Here is a 21,070-nt window from a genome sequence, read left to right as displayed (position 1 = left end):
CGTGTTTTGTCTGACTTATAATTACTCCTTAATCCATCTTCTTCAACTTAAGCCATCAGCCTGTCACCCTTGTTCAAATAAGGGAATAGAATAAATCGTTATCATTTTTAGGGGTATAGACATTTTGTCTGCCCGATAAGGTAGTATAGGTGATTATTTTTTGAGGGGAGCAATGGAATGGCATTTCCATCGAATACACAGTTTCAGCCGATTATTCTTAATGGACAGCCAATTTTTGATGTGGTTGGTGATGAGTCGCCAATTTCGACGGATATCGTGGGCAACACGACATTTCCGGCTGCGTATGTCGCATATGACGGTACAACCATTTATTTCAGGATTCGCGTAAACGGAGATCCGAGAAATTCTCAGAACACGGGGTTTGCTAATTTCTCATGGGGATTTTTGGTTAACACATCAGGTACACCAGGGATCTATAACTGGCTGAGTAACGTTAATGGCCAGGATAACTCAATTAATTTAGTTCAAAACACACAGCAGGTTTTCAACTCTTGGAACGATCCGGCGGAAGGAACGAACGGCCGCGGTGCGCCAAACGTCAGGATTCCGATTGTGAATTTCGATGTGGCAAGAGTCACGCTTACGAACGATGGATCTAATTTTGGAGGAAATCCTGATTATTTTATAGATTATCAGTTTACGGCCTCACAATTTTTTCAAACTCTAGGCATTACGGCAAATTCAGCACTGCAATTTATTATTTTCTCTTCCGCGAATGCAAATAACTACAATAAAGACTCACTGCGGACATCTGAAGGATTTCAGTTTATAAATGCATTAACAGATCCTGTTACACCAAATGATGTGGATATTCGCGCGAAGCTTGCAGCTTCAAAAGTTATTACATTTGGTCCGGCATCTGTTGTAACAGGCAGCATTGCAACATGGAATCAAACAGTTACGGTTACAAATACCGGCCGTGCTCTTGCAAGGTCTGTCACAGTGGCCGATGTTTTTAACATCGACCAGCTTTCGTCTGTCACAAATATTGCTGCTTCAGCAGGCTCTGCTGTTTTTAACAGCTCAAACCGAACCTTGTCCTGGAACATCGGTAATATAGCGGCAGGACAGACCGTTACGTTAACCTATACCGTTACAGGCACCTTCACTTCAGCTGGTACGAGAAGGCTGAATACAGTAACAGCGTCAGGTATCGATGATCAGACAGGTGCCCAGCTTGCTAACTCGGTTGCCTTTAACGATATTACTGTTACAGCTGCAGCCTCCATTACAGGCCAGGTGACGTCAGGGCAGACAGGACTGCCTCTTTCCAATGTGACCGTTCAGCTTCGCAATTCAAATAATGTGCTTGTTGGGACTGCTACAACTAATGCCCAGGGAAATTACAGCTTCACTCAGCTTTCTCCGGGCACTTATTCACTAACCTTTATACAAGCAGGCTTCACAACCCTAACGCAATCTGCGACAGTAGCCGCAGGTCAGACACAAGTGGTCAATGTCATTCTCCAGCCGGTTCCCGGAACTCTTACAGGAACTGTAACAGCGCAAGGCGGAGCCTCAATTGCAGGAGCAACTGTCAGATTGACTGATCAGTTTAACACCGTAATTGCGACCGTCACGACAAATGCAAGCGGTCAGTATACGGTTACTGGCATTACACCCGGTCAATATACACTTTCGGCAAGCACTCCAAACTTCCAGTCCCTAACGCGCGGGACGACCATTGTCTCCGGCCAGACCACGACAGAAAACTTTACGCTTGCCCCGTCTCCGGGTACCGTCACCGGGACTGTAACGGTAAATGGCGGCACGCCTGTTCAGGGTGCGGTCATAGAGGTTCTTGATGCAGCAAACAATGTCATTGCCCAGACCGTGACAAACGCCAGCGGACAATACACCGTAAGCCAGCTGGCGCCGGGGACGTATCAGCTGCGCGTTACAGCTGCAAATTTCCAGACCGGACTTCTTGGTTTTACAGTCGCGGCAGGTCAGACAACGACTCAGAATGTGGTGCTGCAGCCTTCACCTGGAACGCTTAGCGGCACTGTCAGAGATGCGGCGACAGGGGCAGTTCTTTCAGCATCATCAGTCGCTGTTGTGAATCAAAGCGGTGCGACTGTCGCTTCTGTTCTGACGAATGCACAGGGGCAGTACACGGTCTCAAACCTCTCGCCCGGGACATACTCTGTCACGTTTGGCAACTCAGGATATGCAAGTCAGACGATCGGAGCCGTTATAGAGCCAAATGCAACAACGACTTTTAATGCATCACTAAGCAGGATTGTCGGCGCAATCAGCGGAACCGTGACCGACAATCAGGGCGGAGCGATTGCCAATGCGACCGTCAATGTCTTTTTAAATAATAGTTTAGTTGCATCAGTCAACACGAATGCAAATGGCACCTATACCATCCCTAACCTCGCACCTGGGAATTATACGGTTTCTGCTTCAGGCCAGAATTTCCAAACACAGGTGCAGGGAGTTCAAGTTATTGGTTTCCAGACATCCCCTGCAAATTTCTCACTTTCTCCTGATCCAGGGTCTCTCACAGGCACTGTAACCGCAAATGGCGGGACACCTGTTCCGGGATCGGTCATAAATGTGAGGACGGCAATTGGCGGTGCTGTCGTCGCAACGGTTGTCACCGACCAAAATGGAACGTATCTTGTGTCAAATCTTGCACCGGGCTCTTATCTTGTATCGGCTGCTGCACAGGATTTTCAGCTTCAGACACAAGGAGCCGTTATCCAGTCCAACCAGACGACCGCCCTTAATTTTACTCTTTCACCAAATCCGGTCTCGATTATGGGGACAGTCACCAATCAGCAAACTGGCAAGCCGATTTCAGGTGCTCAAATTGAGGTTAGGATTCTTGATGCCAACGGGGCTGTTGTAGCAACACTTTTCACTGATTTACAAGGCATGTTCCAGGTGCAGCAGCTCGCACCCGGCACTTACACAGTTGTAGCCGGAGCTTCAGGCTTTCAAACAGACATTTCGTCTGTTTCTATCCCTCCTGGCGGTCAGGCAAATCTAACGATTGCTCTTGCGCCAAATCCCGGATTTATTACAGGAACCGTTTCAAGCGGAGGAAATCCTGTTGCCGGAGCTTCAGTCAGTGTTGTCGATCAAAACAACGTTCAAATTCAGTCCGTCCTTACAGACAGTCAGGGAAATTATACGGCCTCCGGTCTGCCTCCCGGAAACTACAATGTTGTCGTCAATGCTCAGGATTTTCAGTCTGCTATTGCAGGAGCCATCGTTACAGCGGACACGACTACTGTAGTCAATGTCATTTTGACGCCAAATCCGGGTTCCATTACAGGGACAATTACACCTGTACTCCAAAACACAATTGTCCAGCTGTATTCTGGTCAGGGCGTTTTCATCCAGAGTACTCTTGCGGATAACAGCGGAAGTTATCAGTTTTTAAACCTGGCTCCGGGGAATTATATCGTGACGGCGTCTGCTCCGGATTATACGACAGAATCAGCTGGAGCTGTGGTTGTCTCAAACTCTGCAACAACTGTTAATATCACCATTAACCCAAACCCGGCTTCAATCAGCGGAACTGTGCTTGATCCAAATGGCACACCTATTTCTAACGCAGTTGTGCGTGTAGTGGATGCAAATGAAACACTTCTCGGCCTGGCTGGAACAGATGCATTCGGCTTATATACAATTGGAAACCTGCCTCCAGGTTCGTTCACTGTCATTGCTGCTGCACCTGATTTCGGATCCGCTCTGACCGGTGTTACGCTTCAGCCGGGCGGAAACGTGCAGAACGTCAATTTTACGTTAACACCAAATCCAGGCTCTTTAAGCGGGCTTGTTTCCAATGGGGCAAATGGCGCTCCGCTTCCGGGAGCAACGGTTGTAGTCCGCCAGGCTACTGGTTCAGGCGTTATTGCCGCAACAGTCACGTCAGGTCCTGACGGGAACTTTCTTGTTCAGGGTCTTGCACCGGGGAGCTATACAGTGACTGCCTCTCTATCAGGCTTTGGAACTGGGACGACTGGAGCTACTGTATTAAGCAATACAGTAACAACGGCAAATATTTCTCTTGTACAGTTAACGGGTTCAATCAGCGGCCAGCTTCGTGATCCAGGCGGCAATCCTGTGACAGGTGAAAATCTTCAGGTCAGGCTTCTTGACCTCAATGGTGTACTCATTCAAACGCTTGTGGCACAGCCGGATGGCTCGTTTGTCTTCCTTGACATCCTGCCTGGCAGCTACATTCTGAATGCTTCTGCCCCTGGATTTCAAGCAGCTTCCATTGGTGTTCAAGTTGAAGCAAATCAACAAACACAAGCCACAATCACATTGCTTCCATCTCCAGCTGTTTTAACAGGCCAGGTTGTTAATCAGCAAACGGCAACAGGGATTGCAGGAGCGATTGTATCCGTAACTAATCCGAATACGGGTATTCTCATCGGCAGCGGCACGACGAATCAGGATGGCACATTTACCATTGGAAATCTTCCTGCCGGCTCGTTTCTTGCAAGTGCAGACGCACAAAATTTTGGCACGGCATCTGTCGCTGTTATTTTAACGGCAGGACAGACAGCGAATACACTCCTTTCCCTCACTCCAAATCCGGGAAGGGCTGCAGGTTCTGTCGTCAATAGAGAAAATGGAGATTCTCTCCCTGGTGCCAGTGTTCAGATCTTTGATCAGACCGGGGCATTCGTTGTATCAGTTGTCACCAATGCACAGGGTCAATTTACGGCCGCAAGTCTTGCACCTGGAAGTTATACAGCTATTGCCTCTGTCCAGGGTTTTACAAGCCAGACCATCAGCTTTATCGTTTTTTCCGATACGCAGTCAACTGCAAGCTTTGCTCTGGAGCCGAATCCTTCCCAAATCCGGGGAACAGTGACGAATGCCGGAACAGGAGATCCTGTCGCGGGAGCAAGTGTCATCATCCGACAGTTTACTTCAACCGGTCCAATTATCACTTCAACGGCAACCGATTCGTTTGGTTTTTATACAGCACCAAACTTGCCTCAGGGAACGTTTACTGTCATCGTTCTTGACCCGGCGTTCAGCTCCCAGGCTTCAACGGTGACACTTGAGCCAGGTGAAATAGAAACAGTCAACTTTGCCCTGCAGCAGCTTCCGTCAACTGTGCAAGGTACCATCACAGATGCAGATACCGGCCAGCCTTTAATTAATACGTTAGTGAGCCTATTTGATGATACGGGCATTTTAGTCACACAAACTCAGACGGATATTAATGGTTTCTATCAGATAAACGGATTTGCTGCGGGAAATTATACAAATACCTTTACAAATCCCGATTTTCAGTCACAATCGTTCAGCTTCACAGCCCAGCCAAACCAGACATCTGTTATTAACGCAGCACTGATTGCAGACCCAGGAGGCATAACAGGCCAGGTTTTTGACGGCCAGACATTTACTCCGCTTGCAGGTGCTTCCGTCCTTGTCTATCCGGCTATAGGCATTAACCCGATCGCGTCTCTTGTCACAGATGGAACCGGCCGTTATACCCTTAACAGTCTGCCGCCGGGATCGTATATTCTTGTTGGCTCATTCACGAACTATGCAACGTCTTCAACAGGAATCACCGTACGTTCCAATGCCGTTTCCAGCTCGGATATTGTTTTAACACCCAATCCTTCTTCTATCTCTGGTACGGTTACATCCGAGTTTGGCCAGCCAATTATCAATGCCACTGTCCGGATCCTTGATCAAAATGAAACAGTTCTTGCTACAGCCGTTACGAATGAACTCGGACAATATAGCATTACCAATCTGCCTCAAGGCAACCAGCAGATCATTGTCTCAGCACCTGGATTTGCCACGCAGCTCGGAGGAGTTATTTTAACACCGGGACAGATGACTGAAAATGTTAACTTTGTATTAACTGCGAATACCGGAAGCATAGCAGGGCTCATTACGGCTTCTGATACCGGCCAGCCAATAACAGGAGCCATAGCCGTTGTAAGGACAATTGCAGGCGTACCTGTTGTAGTTGCATCTACTTCTACTGATGAAAATGGAAACTACTTTGTTCCGGACCTTCAGCCGGGGTCCTATATCGTTACAGGATCTGCATCCGGATTTGGCATTTCAGTTGTAGGAGCCATTGTCGTCAGTGATCAGACAACTCAGGCGGATATCAGTCTGCCCCGTCTTGTCGGCTCGATTTCAGGAACGGTTACAGATATTCAGGGAAATGCCCTGCTCAACGTTCCTATTCAAATACGGGTCTTTGATCAAAGCGGCATTCTTTTGCAGACACTTGCTGCCCAATCAGACGGAACATTTCTCATCACAAACTTGCCGCCAGGTTCCTATCAGCTGACAATTCTGGCAGAAAACTATGCTGCAATGATGGTTGGAGCATCTGTTACAGCCAATGAAACGACTACTTTGTCTGTATCTCTTACGCCAAATCCAGGTACGGCTACAGGCCAGGTTCTGAGCGCTCAAACTGGTACGCCGATACCAGGAGCAATCGTGTCGGTTACAGACACCAATGATTTGCCGATCGGAAGCACAGTAACAGACAGCGGCGGAAACTTTATTATTTCTAATTTGCAGACGGGATCACTTGTGATTTCAGCTGTTGCACCTGATTTCGGATCTGACTCGCGTTCCATTATTTTAACGCCGGGAGGCACGGCTGCATCAATTCTGAGCTTAACGCCGAATCCTGGTACCATCAGCGGTTTTGTAACGAACGGACAATCCGGAGATCCGCTCTCAGGAGCTGTTCTTCAAGTGTTCGACAGCACACGGGCTCTCGTTGGCACGCTGACGACTGATGCTGCCGGATTCTATCAATTTGCTAACCTTTCACCAGGCCAGTACAGAATAATAGCTTCAGCCTTTAATTTTGGCACGGATGTTCAGGATGTAACGGTTTTATCCAATCAGACAACAAGCGCAGATTTTGCATTAGCTCCGAATCCTGGGTCTATTTTCGGGACGGTTGTTAATCAGCAGACGGGAGCGTTTATAACTGGAGCCGCCATTGTCATCCGTCAATTTTCACCTTCAGGGCCTATTGTGCAGTCAACTGCGACAGACAGCAGCGGGCAATTCACTGTACTGAACCTCCAGCCGGGAACGTACGCCATTACAGCCTCAAACACAAATTTTGGCACACAGACGGCAACGGTCCTTGTCCAATCAAATGCTGTCACGAACGCTGCTCTTGCCCTGCCTCCAAACCCTGGCGCTGTTACCGGCACGGTGACATCTGCTCAGACAGGTGATCCGCTGGCTGATACGCAAGTGCGCGTTTTAAATGATAACGGCATTTTAGCTGCCGTAGTGCAGACGGATTTAAATGGTGTATACCTTGTGCAGGGACTGACGCCGGGCACCTACACAATCGTCCTGATAAATGCAGATTTTCAAAGCAGAACGATAGGGGCAATTATCGGTGCAGGAGAGACTGTTACCGTAAATGCTGCTCTCGCTCCGAATCCTGGAAGTATTACCGGAATTATTTCAGATGCTGTAAGCGGAAATCCGATGCAAGGAGCTATTGTTCAGCTTTTCCCTTCTCAAAGCTTGATACCAATTGCAAATGCAGCTACTGATCAAAACGGGCGGTACTCGTTTGCCGGAATTGAGCCTGGAGAGTATATCGTCGCTGCAAGTGCAGAAAATTACGCGCGTGGAACTGCTGGGGCAACTGTGTTTCCAAATGCACAGGCAACCGTGAACCTGGGTCTGACTCCAAATCCGGCAGCCGTTGTTGGAACCATCACCCAAAACGGCGGTACGCCAGTAGGCGGTGCAGCAGTCCGCATTCTTGATCAGAATGAAACTGTCCTTGGTACAGGTATTACGGATCAAAACGGAAACTATACAATTGGCAATCTTCCTCAGGGAACGCAAACGGCCGTCATTTCAGCTTCAGGCTTTGGAACCCTGCTGACAGGTGTCACGTTAAGCCCTGGGCAGACAACGACGCTGAACGCACAGCTAACGCCGAATGCAGGCTCCATCAGAGGAACCGTTACAGACCAGCAGACTGGACTGCCGATTGCCGGTGCCGATATTGTGGTCAGACGGACTGGCGCTGCATCAATTGTTGTAGCAAATGTGACGTCAGGAACAGACGGGTCTTACCTTGTCTCGGGTCTTGCTCCCGGAACGTATACAATTACAGCTGTCCGAAACGGGTACGGGGCAGCGACAACGGGTGCAACGGTTGTCAGTGATGCCACAGCGAACGCTCCAATTGTCCTGACGCCGTTATCAGGGACGATCGCCGGCACAATTACAGATCCGCAAGGCAATCCGATTACCGGAAACAATCTGCAAATCCAAATCTTTAATCAGAATGGCCAGCTCGTTAAAACGGTTCTTGCAGCTCCTGACGGTACGTTCATCGTAAATGGCCTTGCGCATGGAACGTATCAGATTGTCATAACAGCACCGAATTATGCGACCGGAACATTCAGCAGCACCGTTGTTTCTGAGCAAACAACCGCTTTAAATCCTGTTCTTCAGCCAAATCCTGCATCAGTGAATGTTACTGTCACGAGTACTGAATCAGGCGATCCGATATCAGGAGCCATTGTCACAATTACCCTGCCAAACGGAACAGTTGTCGGGATCGGGGTTACGGATGCAAACGGATTTGCCTCAATTGGAAGTTTGCCTCCTCAGTCACTTAACCTGTCTGTTGCAGCAGAGAATTTCTCAAGCTTCTCGCAGGCTCTTAATCTGTCACCGGGCCAGACTTTAAATACAGCCGTCTCTTTAGCGGCACAGATTGGCACCCTGTCAGGAAGCGTGTCAAATGCAGGCACATCTGCACCTATTGCAGGCGCAACGGTTGAAGTTTTTGATTTTACAAGAGGTTTGACAGCGACTGTTGCGACAGATGCGTTTGGAAACTATCAAGTTCAAAATCTCTCTGCGGGTGTATACCGCGTCATTGCATCAGCAGACAATTTTGGCTCAACCGTTCAAGAAGCAACCATTTTTGCCACTCAGCAAACCGTTCTCAATTTTTTACTGCCTCCAAACCCTGGTTCCATTCAGGGAACCATTGTCAACCAGCAGACAGGTGATCCAATTTCAGGCGCTGCTGTTGTCATCAGGCAGTTTTCAACGACAGGCCCTGCTGTAGATTCTGTCTTTACGAATCAAAACGGCGAGTTTACCGTGAATAATTTGGCTCCTGGAGCTTACACTGTTGTTGCTTCTGCTGAAAACTTCGGCACACAGGCAGGTTCCGTATTCGTTTCGTCAAATGCTGTTTCACCTATTAATCTTGCACTTATTCCTAACCCTGGATCTGTTCAAGGCACACTTACAGACTCCCAGACGGGCACGCCAATAGCCGGAGCGCTTATCCGAATTCAAAACAGCAATGGTGCGATTGTTCAGGAGGTTCAAACAGACAGTGATGGCGTGTACAGAATTGACGGGCTTTCACCTGGAAACTACTCACTTACCGGCATAGCCTCGTCATTCCAGCGCGCATCAGTCGGATTCAATGTTGCTTCAAATACAACAACGACAGTCAATTTAGCACTGAATCCTAATCCAGGTTCTATTTCTGGAAGAGTGACAGATCAGCAGACAGGCAGAGCTCTTGAAGGCGCGTCGGTTCAGATCTTCCCTGTTCAAGGACTCTTTCCGATTGCGAATGCTCTTACAGACCAAAATGGAAACTACACGGTCATCGGCCTTGCTCCCGGTGAGTATATTGCCGCTGCGGATATTTCTAATTATGCACGCGGAGCTGTCGGTGCCATTGTAACGGCAGATCAATCAACCATTGCCAATCTTGAGCTTATGCCAAATCCCGCTGCAATCAGCGGAACGGTCACAAGTACAGGTGGGCAGCCAGTCCCAAATGCTAGCGTCAGAGTACTCGATCAAAATGAGACGGTGCTTGGCAGCGCCCAGACCGACCAGAACGGCAGCTATGTGATCAGCGGCCTCCCGCCAGGTTCTCAAACCGTAATTGTGACGTCAGAGACGTTCGCAGGTCAGATCAGCGGAGTGACTCTTGCACCGGGAGATTTCCTTGAAAATGTTAACTTTGTCCTGACTCCAAACCCTGGAGCCATTGAAGGTTTTGTAAGCAATGCCCAGACGGGTGATCCGATTGCAGGCGCTATATCCATCATCCGTCTTACAGGAGGATCGGGAGTAGTCGTAGCTAATGACGTAACGGACTCAGACGGTTTCTATTCCGTAGCTGGTCTTGCGCCTGGAACGTACACAGTTACTGCTTCAAAGACAGGTTTTGGAACGGCTTCTGTAGGTGCTGTTGTGTTCAGCAATACGGTAACTTCAGCAAATCTGCAGCTGAGTCCTAATACAGGAGCGATTTCCGGAATTATCACAGACCTGCAAGGAAGTCCCATTCTTGGAATGGGTACACAAATTGCGGTCTATTATCAAAGCGGATCACTCGTAAAAACCCTGCTCGCCGGTTCAGATGGCTCCTATTCCGTTCTTGATTTATTGCCGGGCAGCTACACTCTTGTCATCACTTCACCGAACTTTTCTGCAGCAACAATCGGAGCAATTGTTGTTTCTGATCAGACAACGCAGGCAAATATCGCACTTATTCCAAACCCTGCGGCTATAACTGGGCAAGTATTGAATGCAGGTACAGGCGATGCCATTAACGGAGCGCTGATCACGGTTACCGACTCCAATGGTCTTTTCCTTGCATCAGCAGTGAGCGGAATAGATGGTAGCTTTACGATTCAAAACCTCCCTCCTGCCACTCTGATTATATCCGCTGTTGCACAGGACTTTGGCGCAGACTCTAAAGCTGTTATGCTTTCACCTGGCCAAATTGGAACAACCACTCTGTCTCTTACGCCAAATCCCGGTACTTTGACGGGTTCGGTCGTAAATGCACTGGATAACCAGCCAATTCCCGGCGCTGTACTGCAAGTGTTCGATTTTACAGGTGCTCTCACCGCTACAGTACTGACAAATGATAACGGTTTTTACCAGGTTCAAAATTTGGCTCCAGGAACGTACCGTGTTATAGCCTCAGCAGCAAATTTCGGCTCTGCCGCTCAGGATGCAGCCATTGCATCAAACGCTGTGACGACACTGTTGTTCCAGCTTCAGCCAAATCCCGGAAGCATTACGGGGACCGTTTATAACGGGCAGACCGGTGCGCCTATTCAGAATGCAAGTTTGGTCATCAGGCAATTTTCCGCAGCCGGTCCTGCAGTTGCAACAACAGCAACGAACGCCCAAGGTGAATTTACTGTCTTTAACCTTGTGCCTGGAACCTATACCGTTATCGCTTCTCAGCAGAGTTTCGGCACTCAGGCAGCTTCAGCGTCTGTCGAGTCTAACGAAATCGCAGTTGTGCAGCTGAATCTTCCGCCAAATCCAGGTTCTGTTCAGGGAACAGTTACCAATGCGCAGACCGGAACCCCTCTTCCGGATACACTCATTAGAATCATCGATTCAGGCGGCGTGCTGGTCTCCGTTTCCCAGACAGATTTAAACGGGGTTTACCGGGTTGACAGCCTTGCACCCGGCAGTTATTCACTCGTTGCTGTAAACGCTGAGTTCCAAAATCAGACGCTTGGATTTACGGCCATATCTGATCAAACCGTCTCGTTAAACGCCGCGTTGAATCCAAATCCGGGAAGCATTACGGGAACAGCGGTAAGCACTCAAACAGCAGCGCCAATTGCCGGAGCATCGATTCAGATATATCCATCAGGCAGCTTTATTCCTGTCTTTGAAACAGTCACCGATCAAAATGGCAGCTTCACAGCCGGAAGTCTTCAACTGGGGCAATACACGGTTACAGCTGCTGCATCCAATTTCGGAACCGTTTCAGTCGGGGCACTAGTTTCAGCTGGAGCAGCAACAGCTGTGGTCCTGTCTCTTTCTCCGCTTCCGGCAGCAGTATCGGGACAAATCACAGATCAGTCCGGGAATCCATTGCCGAATGCTGTCATTCGCATTCTTGACCAAAATCAGAACGTTGTCGGAACCGGCGCAACAGATCTGAACGGAAATTACTCCGTTGGAAATCTTGCACCGGGAACGTATACAGTAAGTGCTTCTGCCCCTAATTACGGAACGGGCCTCCAGGGTGTTTCCGTTGCAGCCGGCCAGACGGTGACAGGAGTGAACCTTGCGCTCACGGCAAATCCCGGATCCATCTCAGGAACAGTGACAAATAGTGCCACAGCGGACCCATTGGCCGGAGCCATTGTGACAATCCGAACGCTTCAGAGCGACAGCAATGTAGTTGTGCAAACAGTCAATACAGATGAAGCCGGAAATTATCTTGCTCAAGGTCTGGCACCGGGTTCCTATTCTGTCACAGCCAGCGCATTTGGATTTGCTTCTCAAACACAAACTGCACTTGTCTCAAGCAACCAGACAGCAACAGCGAATTTTGCTCTGATTGCTGAAACCGGAAGTATTTCTGGTACCATTCGGGACGGCAACGGTGATCCAATTACCGGCAGCAATATCTTTGTCAGAGTTTTTGATGGGAATGGTCTTCTCGTAAAATCGATCACCGCTGAACCAGATGGAACTTACTCCATTATTGATCTTGCACCGGGGAATTATACAGTCGTTGCACAAGCGCCTGGTTTTGCGGCATCATCTGCCGCTGCAGCAGTAGTTGCCACTCAGACAACAGCTCTTGATCTTCAGCTGGCGCCGCTGCCTGCATCAATCACCGGGCAGGTATTAAGCCAGGGTACAAATACGCCGCTCCAAGGGGCTGCGGTCACAGCCAGTGTCGCTGGCCAGGTGATTGCTTCCGCTGTAACGGATGCATCAGCGAACTTCCAGCTCACGAATCTTCCTGCCGGCACAATTACGCTTACTGTTTCTCAGGCAGGATTTGCTGACAACGTTCAAGCAGTCATACTTGATCCGGGTGAAACAGAGCAAGTAACCGTATCTTTAAGTCCGCTGCTCGGGTCCATTTCAGGAACGGTTATCAATCAGCTGACATCTGATCCGATTGCCGGTGCTCTCATTACCATCCGTCAATTTTCACCGGCTGGACCTGTCATTGCGACTGCTGTTACAGATGCTGGAGGGACATTCCTTACAGCGAATCTTGAACCTGGATCCTACACGGTCATTACCCAATCCGCCGGTTTTGGCACACAGTCGGCATCTGTCGCCGTTTTTGCAAATGAAGTTTCCAATGTGGCAATCGGACTCACCCAAGCTCCTGGAACCGTCCAGGGAACAGTCCGCCGCTCGGATACGAACAATCCGATTTCAGGGGCTGCCGTTCAAGTTATACGCCGTGACGGCACTCTTGTAGATGAAGTCACTACAGATGGAGCTGGATTCTACACGGTTGAAGGGCTCCCGGCTGATTCGTATACGCTTGTCGTCTCAAATCCTGCTTTTCAGAATCAGTCAGTCGGCTTTACGATTCTGCCGGGACAGACGACAACGGTCAATGTATTCCTTGCAGCAAATCCAGGAGTATTGACAGGCACCGTAACAGACCTGTTCTCAGGCGGTCCGATTGCAGGGGCTGTTGTCCTGGTCTTTCCTTCACAGGGGATCATTCCTATTGCACAAGAAACAACTGACCAAAACGGACAGTTTTCTGTACCAGGTCTCGCACCTGGAGAATACAATGTCGTCGCTTCGGCATCAAACTATGCCAGAAGAGGTACAGGAGCCGTTATTTTTGCAGGACAGACAACAGATGTCGCCATTCAGCTTTCTCCAAATCCGGCGACGATTTCGGGGACTGTCACAGATACCGGAGGAACACCTGTCACAAATGCAACGGTCAGAATTCTTGATCAGAATGAAACGGTTCTCGGTACGGCAATCACAGATGAGTTTGGAAATTACTCTGTCAGCAACCTGCCTCAGGGAACCTTAACAGTACTCGCATCTGCGCCTGATTTTGCTGCAAATCTGACAGCTGTTACCGTAACGCCAGGCCAGATTTTGACTGATGTAAACATTGCTCTCAGTTCGCTGTTTGGAACCATCAGCGGCCAAATTACAAATGCAGCGACAGGTGACCCGATTGTTGGGGCCATTGCAGTTGTAAGGACAGTCGGCGGAACAAGCGTCATCATTGCAGCAGATACAACTGACGTAAACGGCAATTACTTGCTGGAAGGACTTTCACCAGGTTCTTACTCGGTAGTGGGTACAGCAGCAGGTTTTGGCTCGATTACTGTAGGCGCAATCGTTCAGGCTAATGCAGTGACCACAGCAAATATTGCCCTTCCTCCGGATACAGGCATGATTTCCGGCTCACTGACAGACACGGCTGGAATGGCTGTCACCGGGTCAAACATCGCTGTTCAGGTGTTTGATATCAACGGAATTCTTGTAAAAACTCTGCTTGCAGATTCAGATGGAACCTTTACAATCATGGATCTTGCACCAGGAACGTACCTTGTTCAAATCACAGCACCGAATTATGCGACTGCTGTCGCAAGTGCCGTCGTTGCTGCAAATGAAACTACGGTTTTACCTGTCATTCTTTCACCAAATCCTGCAACTGTAACAGGGCAGGTCATCAATGCCGTAACATTTGATCCTTTATCTGGCGTTATTGTAACGGTCACAGACTTAAACGGACTGATTGTCGGCAGCGCTGTCAGTGATCAAAATGGCCAATTTACGATTCAAAATCTGCCGCCTAATACACTGAACGTCTCTGCTTCTTCAACGCAGCCGGGATTCGGCTCTGCTTCGGTATCTGTTCAACTTGGACCTGGTGCTGTAAACAATGTCACCCTTTCCTTGCCTCCTGTTGCGGGGTCGCTTACAGGCACAGTCAGGGATGCAGAGACACAGAATCCGTTACAGGGTGCTTCGGTTCAGGTCTTTGATTCTACAAGAGCACTTGTAGCGACGGTGGTTACGGATCAAAACGGACAGTATTTAGTAAATAACCTGATCCCCGGAAACGTCAGAGTTACAGCTTCTGCAGCCAATTTCGGCACTGTGGTTCAGGAAACGGCCATCACGGCAAATGCTCAGACAGTTCTTGATTTTAACTTACCTGCAGATCCCGGCACCATTCAGGGAACCGTGATTAATCAGGTGACAGGACTTCCGCTAAGCGGAGTGAGCATCGTAGTAAGACAGTTCTCTCCTACCGGTCCGGTCGTCGCAAGCTCAGCAACAGATGCCAATGGATCCTTTACAATTCCTAACCTTGCACCTGGTTCCTACACAGTTCTTGGTACACTTCCAGGTTTCGGAACGCAAGCTGGATCAACGGTTGTTGAACCTGGGCAGACATCTTCTGTACAGCTCTCCCTTCCGCCAAATCCAGGTTCCGTTCAAGGGTTTGTAACAGAGGCAGGTTCAGGATTTCCATTAGTCAATACCCTGATACGGATTGTAGATGTAAACGGTGTGCTCACGGCTGTCGGCCAAACAGATTCCATTGGAAGGTACAGTATTCAAAATCTGCCGCCAGGATCCTATACCGTAACAGCCATAAATACGAATTATCAGCAGCAGACAATCGGCACAACGATTGTCTCCGGACAGACAGCAACGCTTGATATTGAGCTGCAGCCTGATCCTGGTTCCATTACAGGCACTGTCACAAATGCCGCTGCAGGTTCGCCGCTTTCAGGAGCTTTTGTCCAGCTCTTTCCTTCTCAGGGACTGCAGCCTCTTGCCAGTGCTGTCACCGATTCACTCGGCAGATACTCGTTTGCAGGCATTAAGCCCGGAACCTATTCCGTAACAGCGGATGCCGTGAATTTTGCAAGAGCCATTGTCGGGGTTACGGTCGCATCAAATACGGAAGCAACGGCAAATCTTGCCCTGTCTCCTAATCCGGCAGCTGTTTCGGGTACGGTGAGAGATTTAGCGGGTAATCCGATTGGCAATGCTACCGTGCGTTTATTAAACGGGAACGAAACCGTCATTGGCACAGGCATTACCGGCGGAGACGGAACGTATACCATTTCCGGCCTGCCGCCGGGAACATTCAACATCATTGTTTCAGCAGTAGGGTTCAGCTCTTCTACTGCTGCAATCACACTGACTCCAGGTGAATTCCAATCCGGCATTGATTTTTCTCTGGCAGCAAATCCCGGTTCACTTACAGGCATTGTGACAGATGAAGCGACAGCAGCCGGATTAGCCGGAGCAAGCATTATCATCCGCAACAGTTCAGGTGTTATCATCGCATCTGCCTTTACAAATACAGACGGCAGGTACACGATTCAGAATCTTGCACCGGGAACTTACAGCGCTGTGTTTACAGCAGAAGGGTATGGTTCAGCTGTCATTGGTGCACAAATTATTTCAGATACGGCCGTTCAGCTTAACGCATCACTCGCTGCACTCACCGGCAGCATAAGCGGTTCAGTAGTTGATCAACTTGGAAATCAGGTCACAGGGCAGGATATCCTTGTGAAAATCTTCAATGAAAACCTTGTATTAGTCGAGGCGCTGACTGCTCAAGCTGATGGAACATTCTCTGTATTCAACTTGATTCCGGGAACATACCTGGTCAATGCTTCCGCTCCGGGATTCGGTTCAAATACGGTCAGCTCCATCGTTTTTGCCAATGGGGTGACTTCAACGTCCGTTACACTGACAAATTTGCCTGCCACAGTAACTGGAGTTATTTCTGACAGCGGCACGGGACTTGGCATCTCAGGTGCATCGATCATTATCTCAAGATCAAATGGCGTCATTCTAGCGACAGGATTCAGCGGAGATCAAGGGGTATTTACGTTCCCGAATCTGCCTGGGGGTACTTTCCTCCTGACAGCACAGGCCCCGGGATATGGAAACGCCACAACGTCCATCATCCTGACGGCGGGGGAAACGACAACTGCTTCGCTTGCATTATCCCAGCTTACTGGACGTCTTTTAGGGCAAGTAACAAGTGCACAAGACCTGGCACCGATTGCAGGAGCTGTCATCCAGTTATTTGATGAAAACCGTACACTCATTTTGACAGTCGTGTCCGACGCACGGGGGAATTTCACAGTTCCTGCCCTTTCCCCGGGCCAGTATACAGCCGTTATAAACGCGCAGGATTTTGGCAGTGAGTTCAGAGGCTTCACCATTACGGCAGGCGCAGATACCGTTCTTGCCATTGACCTGACACCGAACCCCGGCATCATTCAGGGGTTTGCCACAAATGCTGCGGGCGGCGCTGCCATACCGAGTGTAAGTGTAATCGTTCGCGCTCTCAGTCCTGCCGGTCCAATCATTGCGACAACACTGACCGACAGCAATGGATTTTATCAGGTCACAGGTCTTGCACCAGGTGCTTACAGTGTGATCTTCAGCGGTGCTCCGTCTTTTGGCTCTGAAATTGCAAGTGTTGTGATTGACCCTGGTGAAACGGAATTCGTCAGTGCCGTGCTGTCCCCTCAGCCAGGTACAGTACAAGGTCGAGTGACCGATGAGGCAGGCTTAGGGATCTCAGGTGCTCTTGTTCAGCTATTCAGCCTTCAGGGAGGGTTGCTCAGAAGAGTTCAAACAGATACAGACGGCAATTACTCTATTACTGGATTTACAGCGGGAAGCTACACGCTGTCTGTTCTTCAGCAAAACTTCCAGTCATCATCAGCTGGATTTGATGTACTGCCTGGTCAGACCGCGACCGTGAACTTCATCCTGCAGGCAAGTCCCGGGTCAATTACGGGTTTTGTAAGGGATGCTGTTACCACTCAGCCGGTTCCCGGAGCCATTGTGCAGCTCTTCCAAAGTCAAAGTCTGACCCCGATCGCGTTTACTGTCACGGATCAGCAGGGCTCCTACACCTTTAGCGGGATCCAGCCAGGCAACTATCTGGTTACAGCTTCGGAATTTAATTACGCGAGTTCATCAATTGGGGCCACAGTCGCTGCAAATCAGCAGGTTCAGGCAAATATTCTGCTTCAGCCAAACCCTGCTTCCATTTCCGGTCAGGTGACAGATGCCTTTGGATCACCGATTAACAATGCATCTGTGCGAATTCTTGACCAGAATGAGACACTTGTTGGATTTGCCGTAACCGGAGCTGACGGGACGTATGCGATTGGAAACATCCCGGCAGGCAGCTTTAAACTCGTCGTTTCAGCTGAAGGCTATCAGACCGCGCTTTCTGGAATTAGTCTCTCAGCGGGAGAGCAGCGGACAAATGTTAACTTTTCTCTTTTCGCTAATCACGGCAGCATTTCCGGCAGAGTTACAGATGCATTTGGAAATCCAATTACAGGAGCAGTTGTGACTGTCCGAATTATCGGAGCCGGAGGTGTGGTTGTAGCCACAGTAGTTACCGATTCTGACGGAAATTACACGGCCGGAAGCCTTCCGCCGGGCTCCTATACTGTAACGGTTACAGCTCAAGGATTTGAAACGCGAACGGTTGGAGCGATTGTCCAGTCAGATACTACTACTACAACAAACGTTGCACTTACAGGCATTTTTGGTTCTATAACAGGAGTTGTCCTGAATAACCTTGCTCAGCCGATTACGACTGCTTCTGTTGCAGTGTCCCTGTTTGATGAGAATGGCATCCTCATTTTCACAACGAATGCGCACTCAAATGGAAGCTTCACATTCCCGCAGGTGGCACCAGGCAACTATGTTATTACGGCATCTGCCAGCGGATTTGTAACAGGAATTATTGGTGCAGTTGTCATCCCGGATCAAACGTCAAATGTTACGCTGCTGTTGCAGACCGGACCTGCTTCAATTGCAGGATTTGTCACTAATGCCGCAACAGGTGATCCGATTCAAGGTGCTATTGTAACGGCAACAACCGTTGACGGCCAGGTGCTGGCTATTTCAACAAGTGCTGCTGACGGTTCATTCACCATCTCTAACCTGCAGCCTGGCACCGTTATCCTGACAGCGACCGCTACTAATTTTGGCACTGATTCTAAATCTGTCATTCTCGTGGCTAATACAACTGCACAAACAACTCTTTCGCTCAGTGTGAATCCGGGCTTTTTGACTGGTGTTGTGAGCGACCGGAGTTCGCTGCCGATTCCGGGAGCTGCCGTTCAAATTTTCGACATTACAAATGGTCTTGTCGCAAGTGTATTGACAGATAACACTGGGACTTACCGGATTGATGGTCTGACACCTGGAACGTACAGGGCTGTCTTCACCGCAGCAGGCTTTGAACGATTGGCTGCCGGTGCTGTTATTGCAGCCGGTCAGACGACACAGCTGAACGTTCAGCTGAACGGGGCATTCGGAACGGTAAACGGCACAGTTTTAAATGCTCAAACAAGATCACCCATTCAGGGTGCTGCGGTTACACTAAGATATCAAAGTCCATCAGGGCCAATCTTTGCAACTATAATAACTGATGCAAACGGATTTTATGAAATTGGAGGGGTGACAGAAGGGCAAATTTCTATTACAGCAGCTGCAGGAGGATATGGGACTCAAGTTTTGAACGCAGTCATTTTCCCTAATCAAACAGTCGCGGCGGATTTTCTCCTTGAACAGCAAACAGCTGCCATCAAGGGGCTTGTCACTGCGAACTCCACCGGCGAACCGCTCAGCAATACGCGAATCAATATTATTAGTTCAACATCTGCTATTGCAGCAACAACTCAGACAGATAAGGACGGTGCTTACCTTGTACCAAATTTAGCCCCGGGAACATACCAGGTTGTAGCACTGAATATCAACTATCAAGCTGAGAGCAAATCAGCAGTGCTTCAGCCTGGAGATGTGCGCATCGTAAATTTTGAACTGGAATCGAATCCTGGTTCTCTAATTGGCGCTGTCAGGGATAAAAATACAGGATTACCTATACCTGGTGCGCTTATTGAAGTGGTAAATTCAGAAAATACGGCAATTGCTGAAGGTCTTACTGATCAAAACGGCAGATATTTAATAGAAGGGCTTCCTCAAGGGAATTACTCTGTCAGGGCTGCTGCAGCGGGATATATCAGCGTAATAAAATCTGCGGAAATTGTGCTGGGAAGCATAACTGAAATTGACTTTGAACTGAGTAAAACCCCTGCGAGCACAGGTGCAATTGCAGGTTACGTTCTTGATGCAGAAACGCAAGTTCCAATACCCGGCGCAAGAATTGAACTTTTTACAAGCAGCGGGCAGTTTATTGGCATTGCTTTTTCAAATCCAGACGGTGTTTACTTCTTTGAGAATTTATCGCCGAATGAATATACCCTTACTGCAGAAAAAGAAGGATTCAGTTCATCACGGATTACAGTATCGCTTGGAAATGACGAAAGCGTGCTCGACGCAAATTTCTTATTAGACAAAATACCTGGAACCGGAGCATTGACTGGCACTGTGCTCAACGCCATCTCCAGCAGGCCAATATCAGGGGCAAGAGTGGATATTATCAATGCGCAGGGAATCGTTGTAAAAACGGTATTAACGAATGCCGCCGGTACTTTTTCCGCAGACGGCCTTGTTCCCGGCAGGTACACCATTACAGCTTCTGCAGACTTGTATTTAACAGGTTCAATTGAAGCGGTCATCCTTCCAGATGAGGTGACAGATGTAACAATCCTTCTCTCAATCAGTTTTGCCCGCTTAGAAGGAACGATCACAGATAAAAAATCCGGGAAACCAATAAAACATGCCAAGGTACTCGTTTTTTATCCAAATGGAAAGCTAGCTGCAGCGGCCATAACTGATCGGGATGGCAAATACGAAAATCTTATTGTATTGCAGGGAACGTATAAAGTTACAGCATCTGCAAAAGGATACCGTAAAAAATCAAAGACAATCTCTCTCAATTCTGGAGAGTCCGTAATCCTTAACTTTAAGCTTTCTCCTGTAAAGAAACCAAAAGGAAGCATATACGGAGAGGTAACGAAAGAAGCCGGGGAAGCTATCTGCAAGGCTAAAGTGAAGCTGTACAATTCAGAAGGCGACTGCATCGCTTCTGTGAAGACGAACAAAGAAGGACATTTTCAATTTAAACATCTAAAGGAAGGAATCTATAAATTAAAAGTGAAAGCAAAAGGCTACAAAAAAGAAAAAAGAAAGACTGAACTAAAATCCAATAAATCCAAAGTAAAGCTGTGCATAGAATTAAGAAAGAAAGAATGTTAAAGTATTAGAAAAATGAGTGGCTCAGTACCCGCTACATCTCTGCTGCATTCAGCATCAGCACTCTGAATCTTTTACTTGA

At 48.7% G+C, this 21,070-nt stretch carries 1 protein-coding gene; it reads left to right on the top strand.

Annotated features, from left to right (window positions below):
• Window positions 1-177: 177 nt before the first annotated feature.
• Window positions 178-20,991, top strand: coding sequence for a carboxypeptidase regulatory-like domain-containing protein (locus ACK1LH_RS06490; RefSeq protein ID WP_411334820.1), 20,814 nt, complete (start codon window positions 178-180; stop codon window positions 20,989-20,991).
• The last annotated feature ends 79 nt before the right edge of the window (window positions 20,992-21,070 follow it).

Origin of the sequence: Metabacillus indicus, assembly GCF_046603695.1 — a bacterium.
Taxonomy (GTDB): domain Bacteria; phylum Bacillota; class Bacilli; order Bacillales; family Bacillaceae; genus Bacillus_P; species Bacillus_P indicus.
The sequence above is the reverse complement of the archived record's forward strand: the minus strand, read 5'-3'. Positions and strand labels throughout refer to the sequence as shown.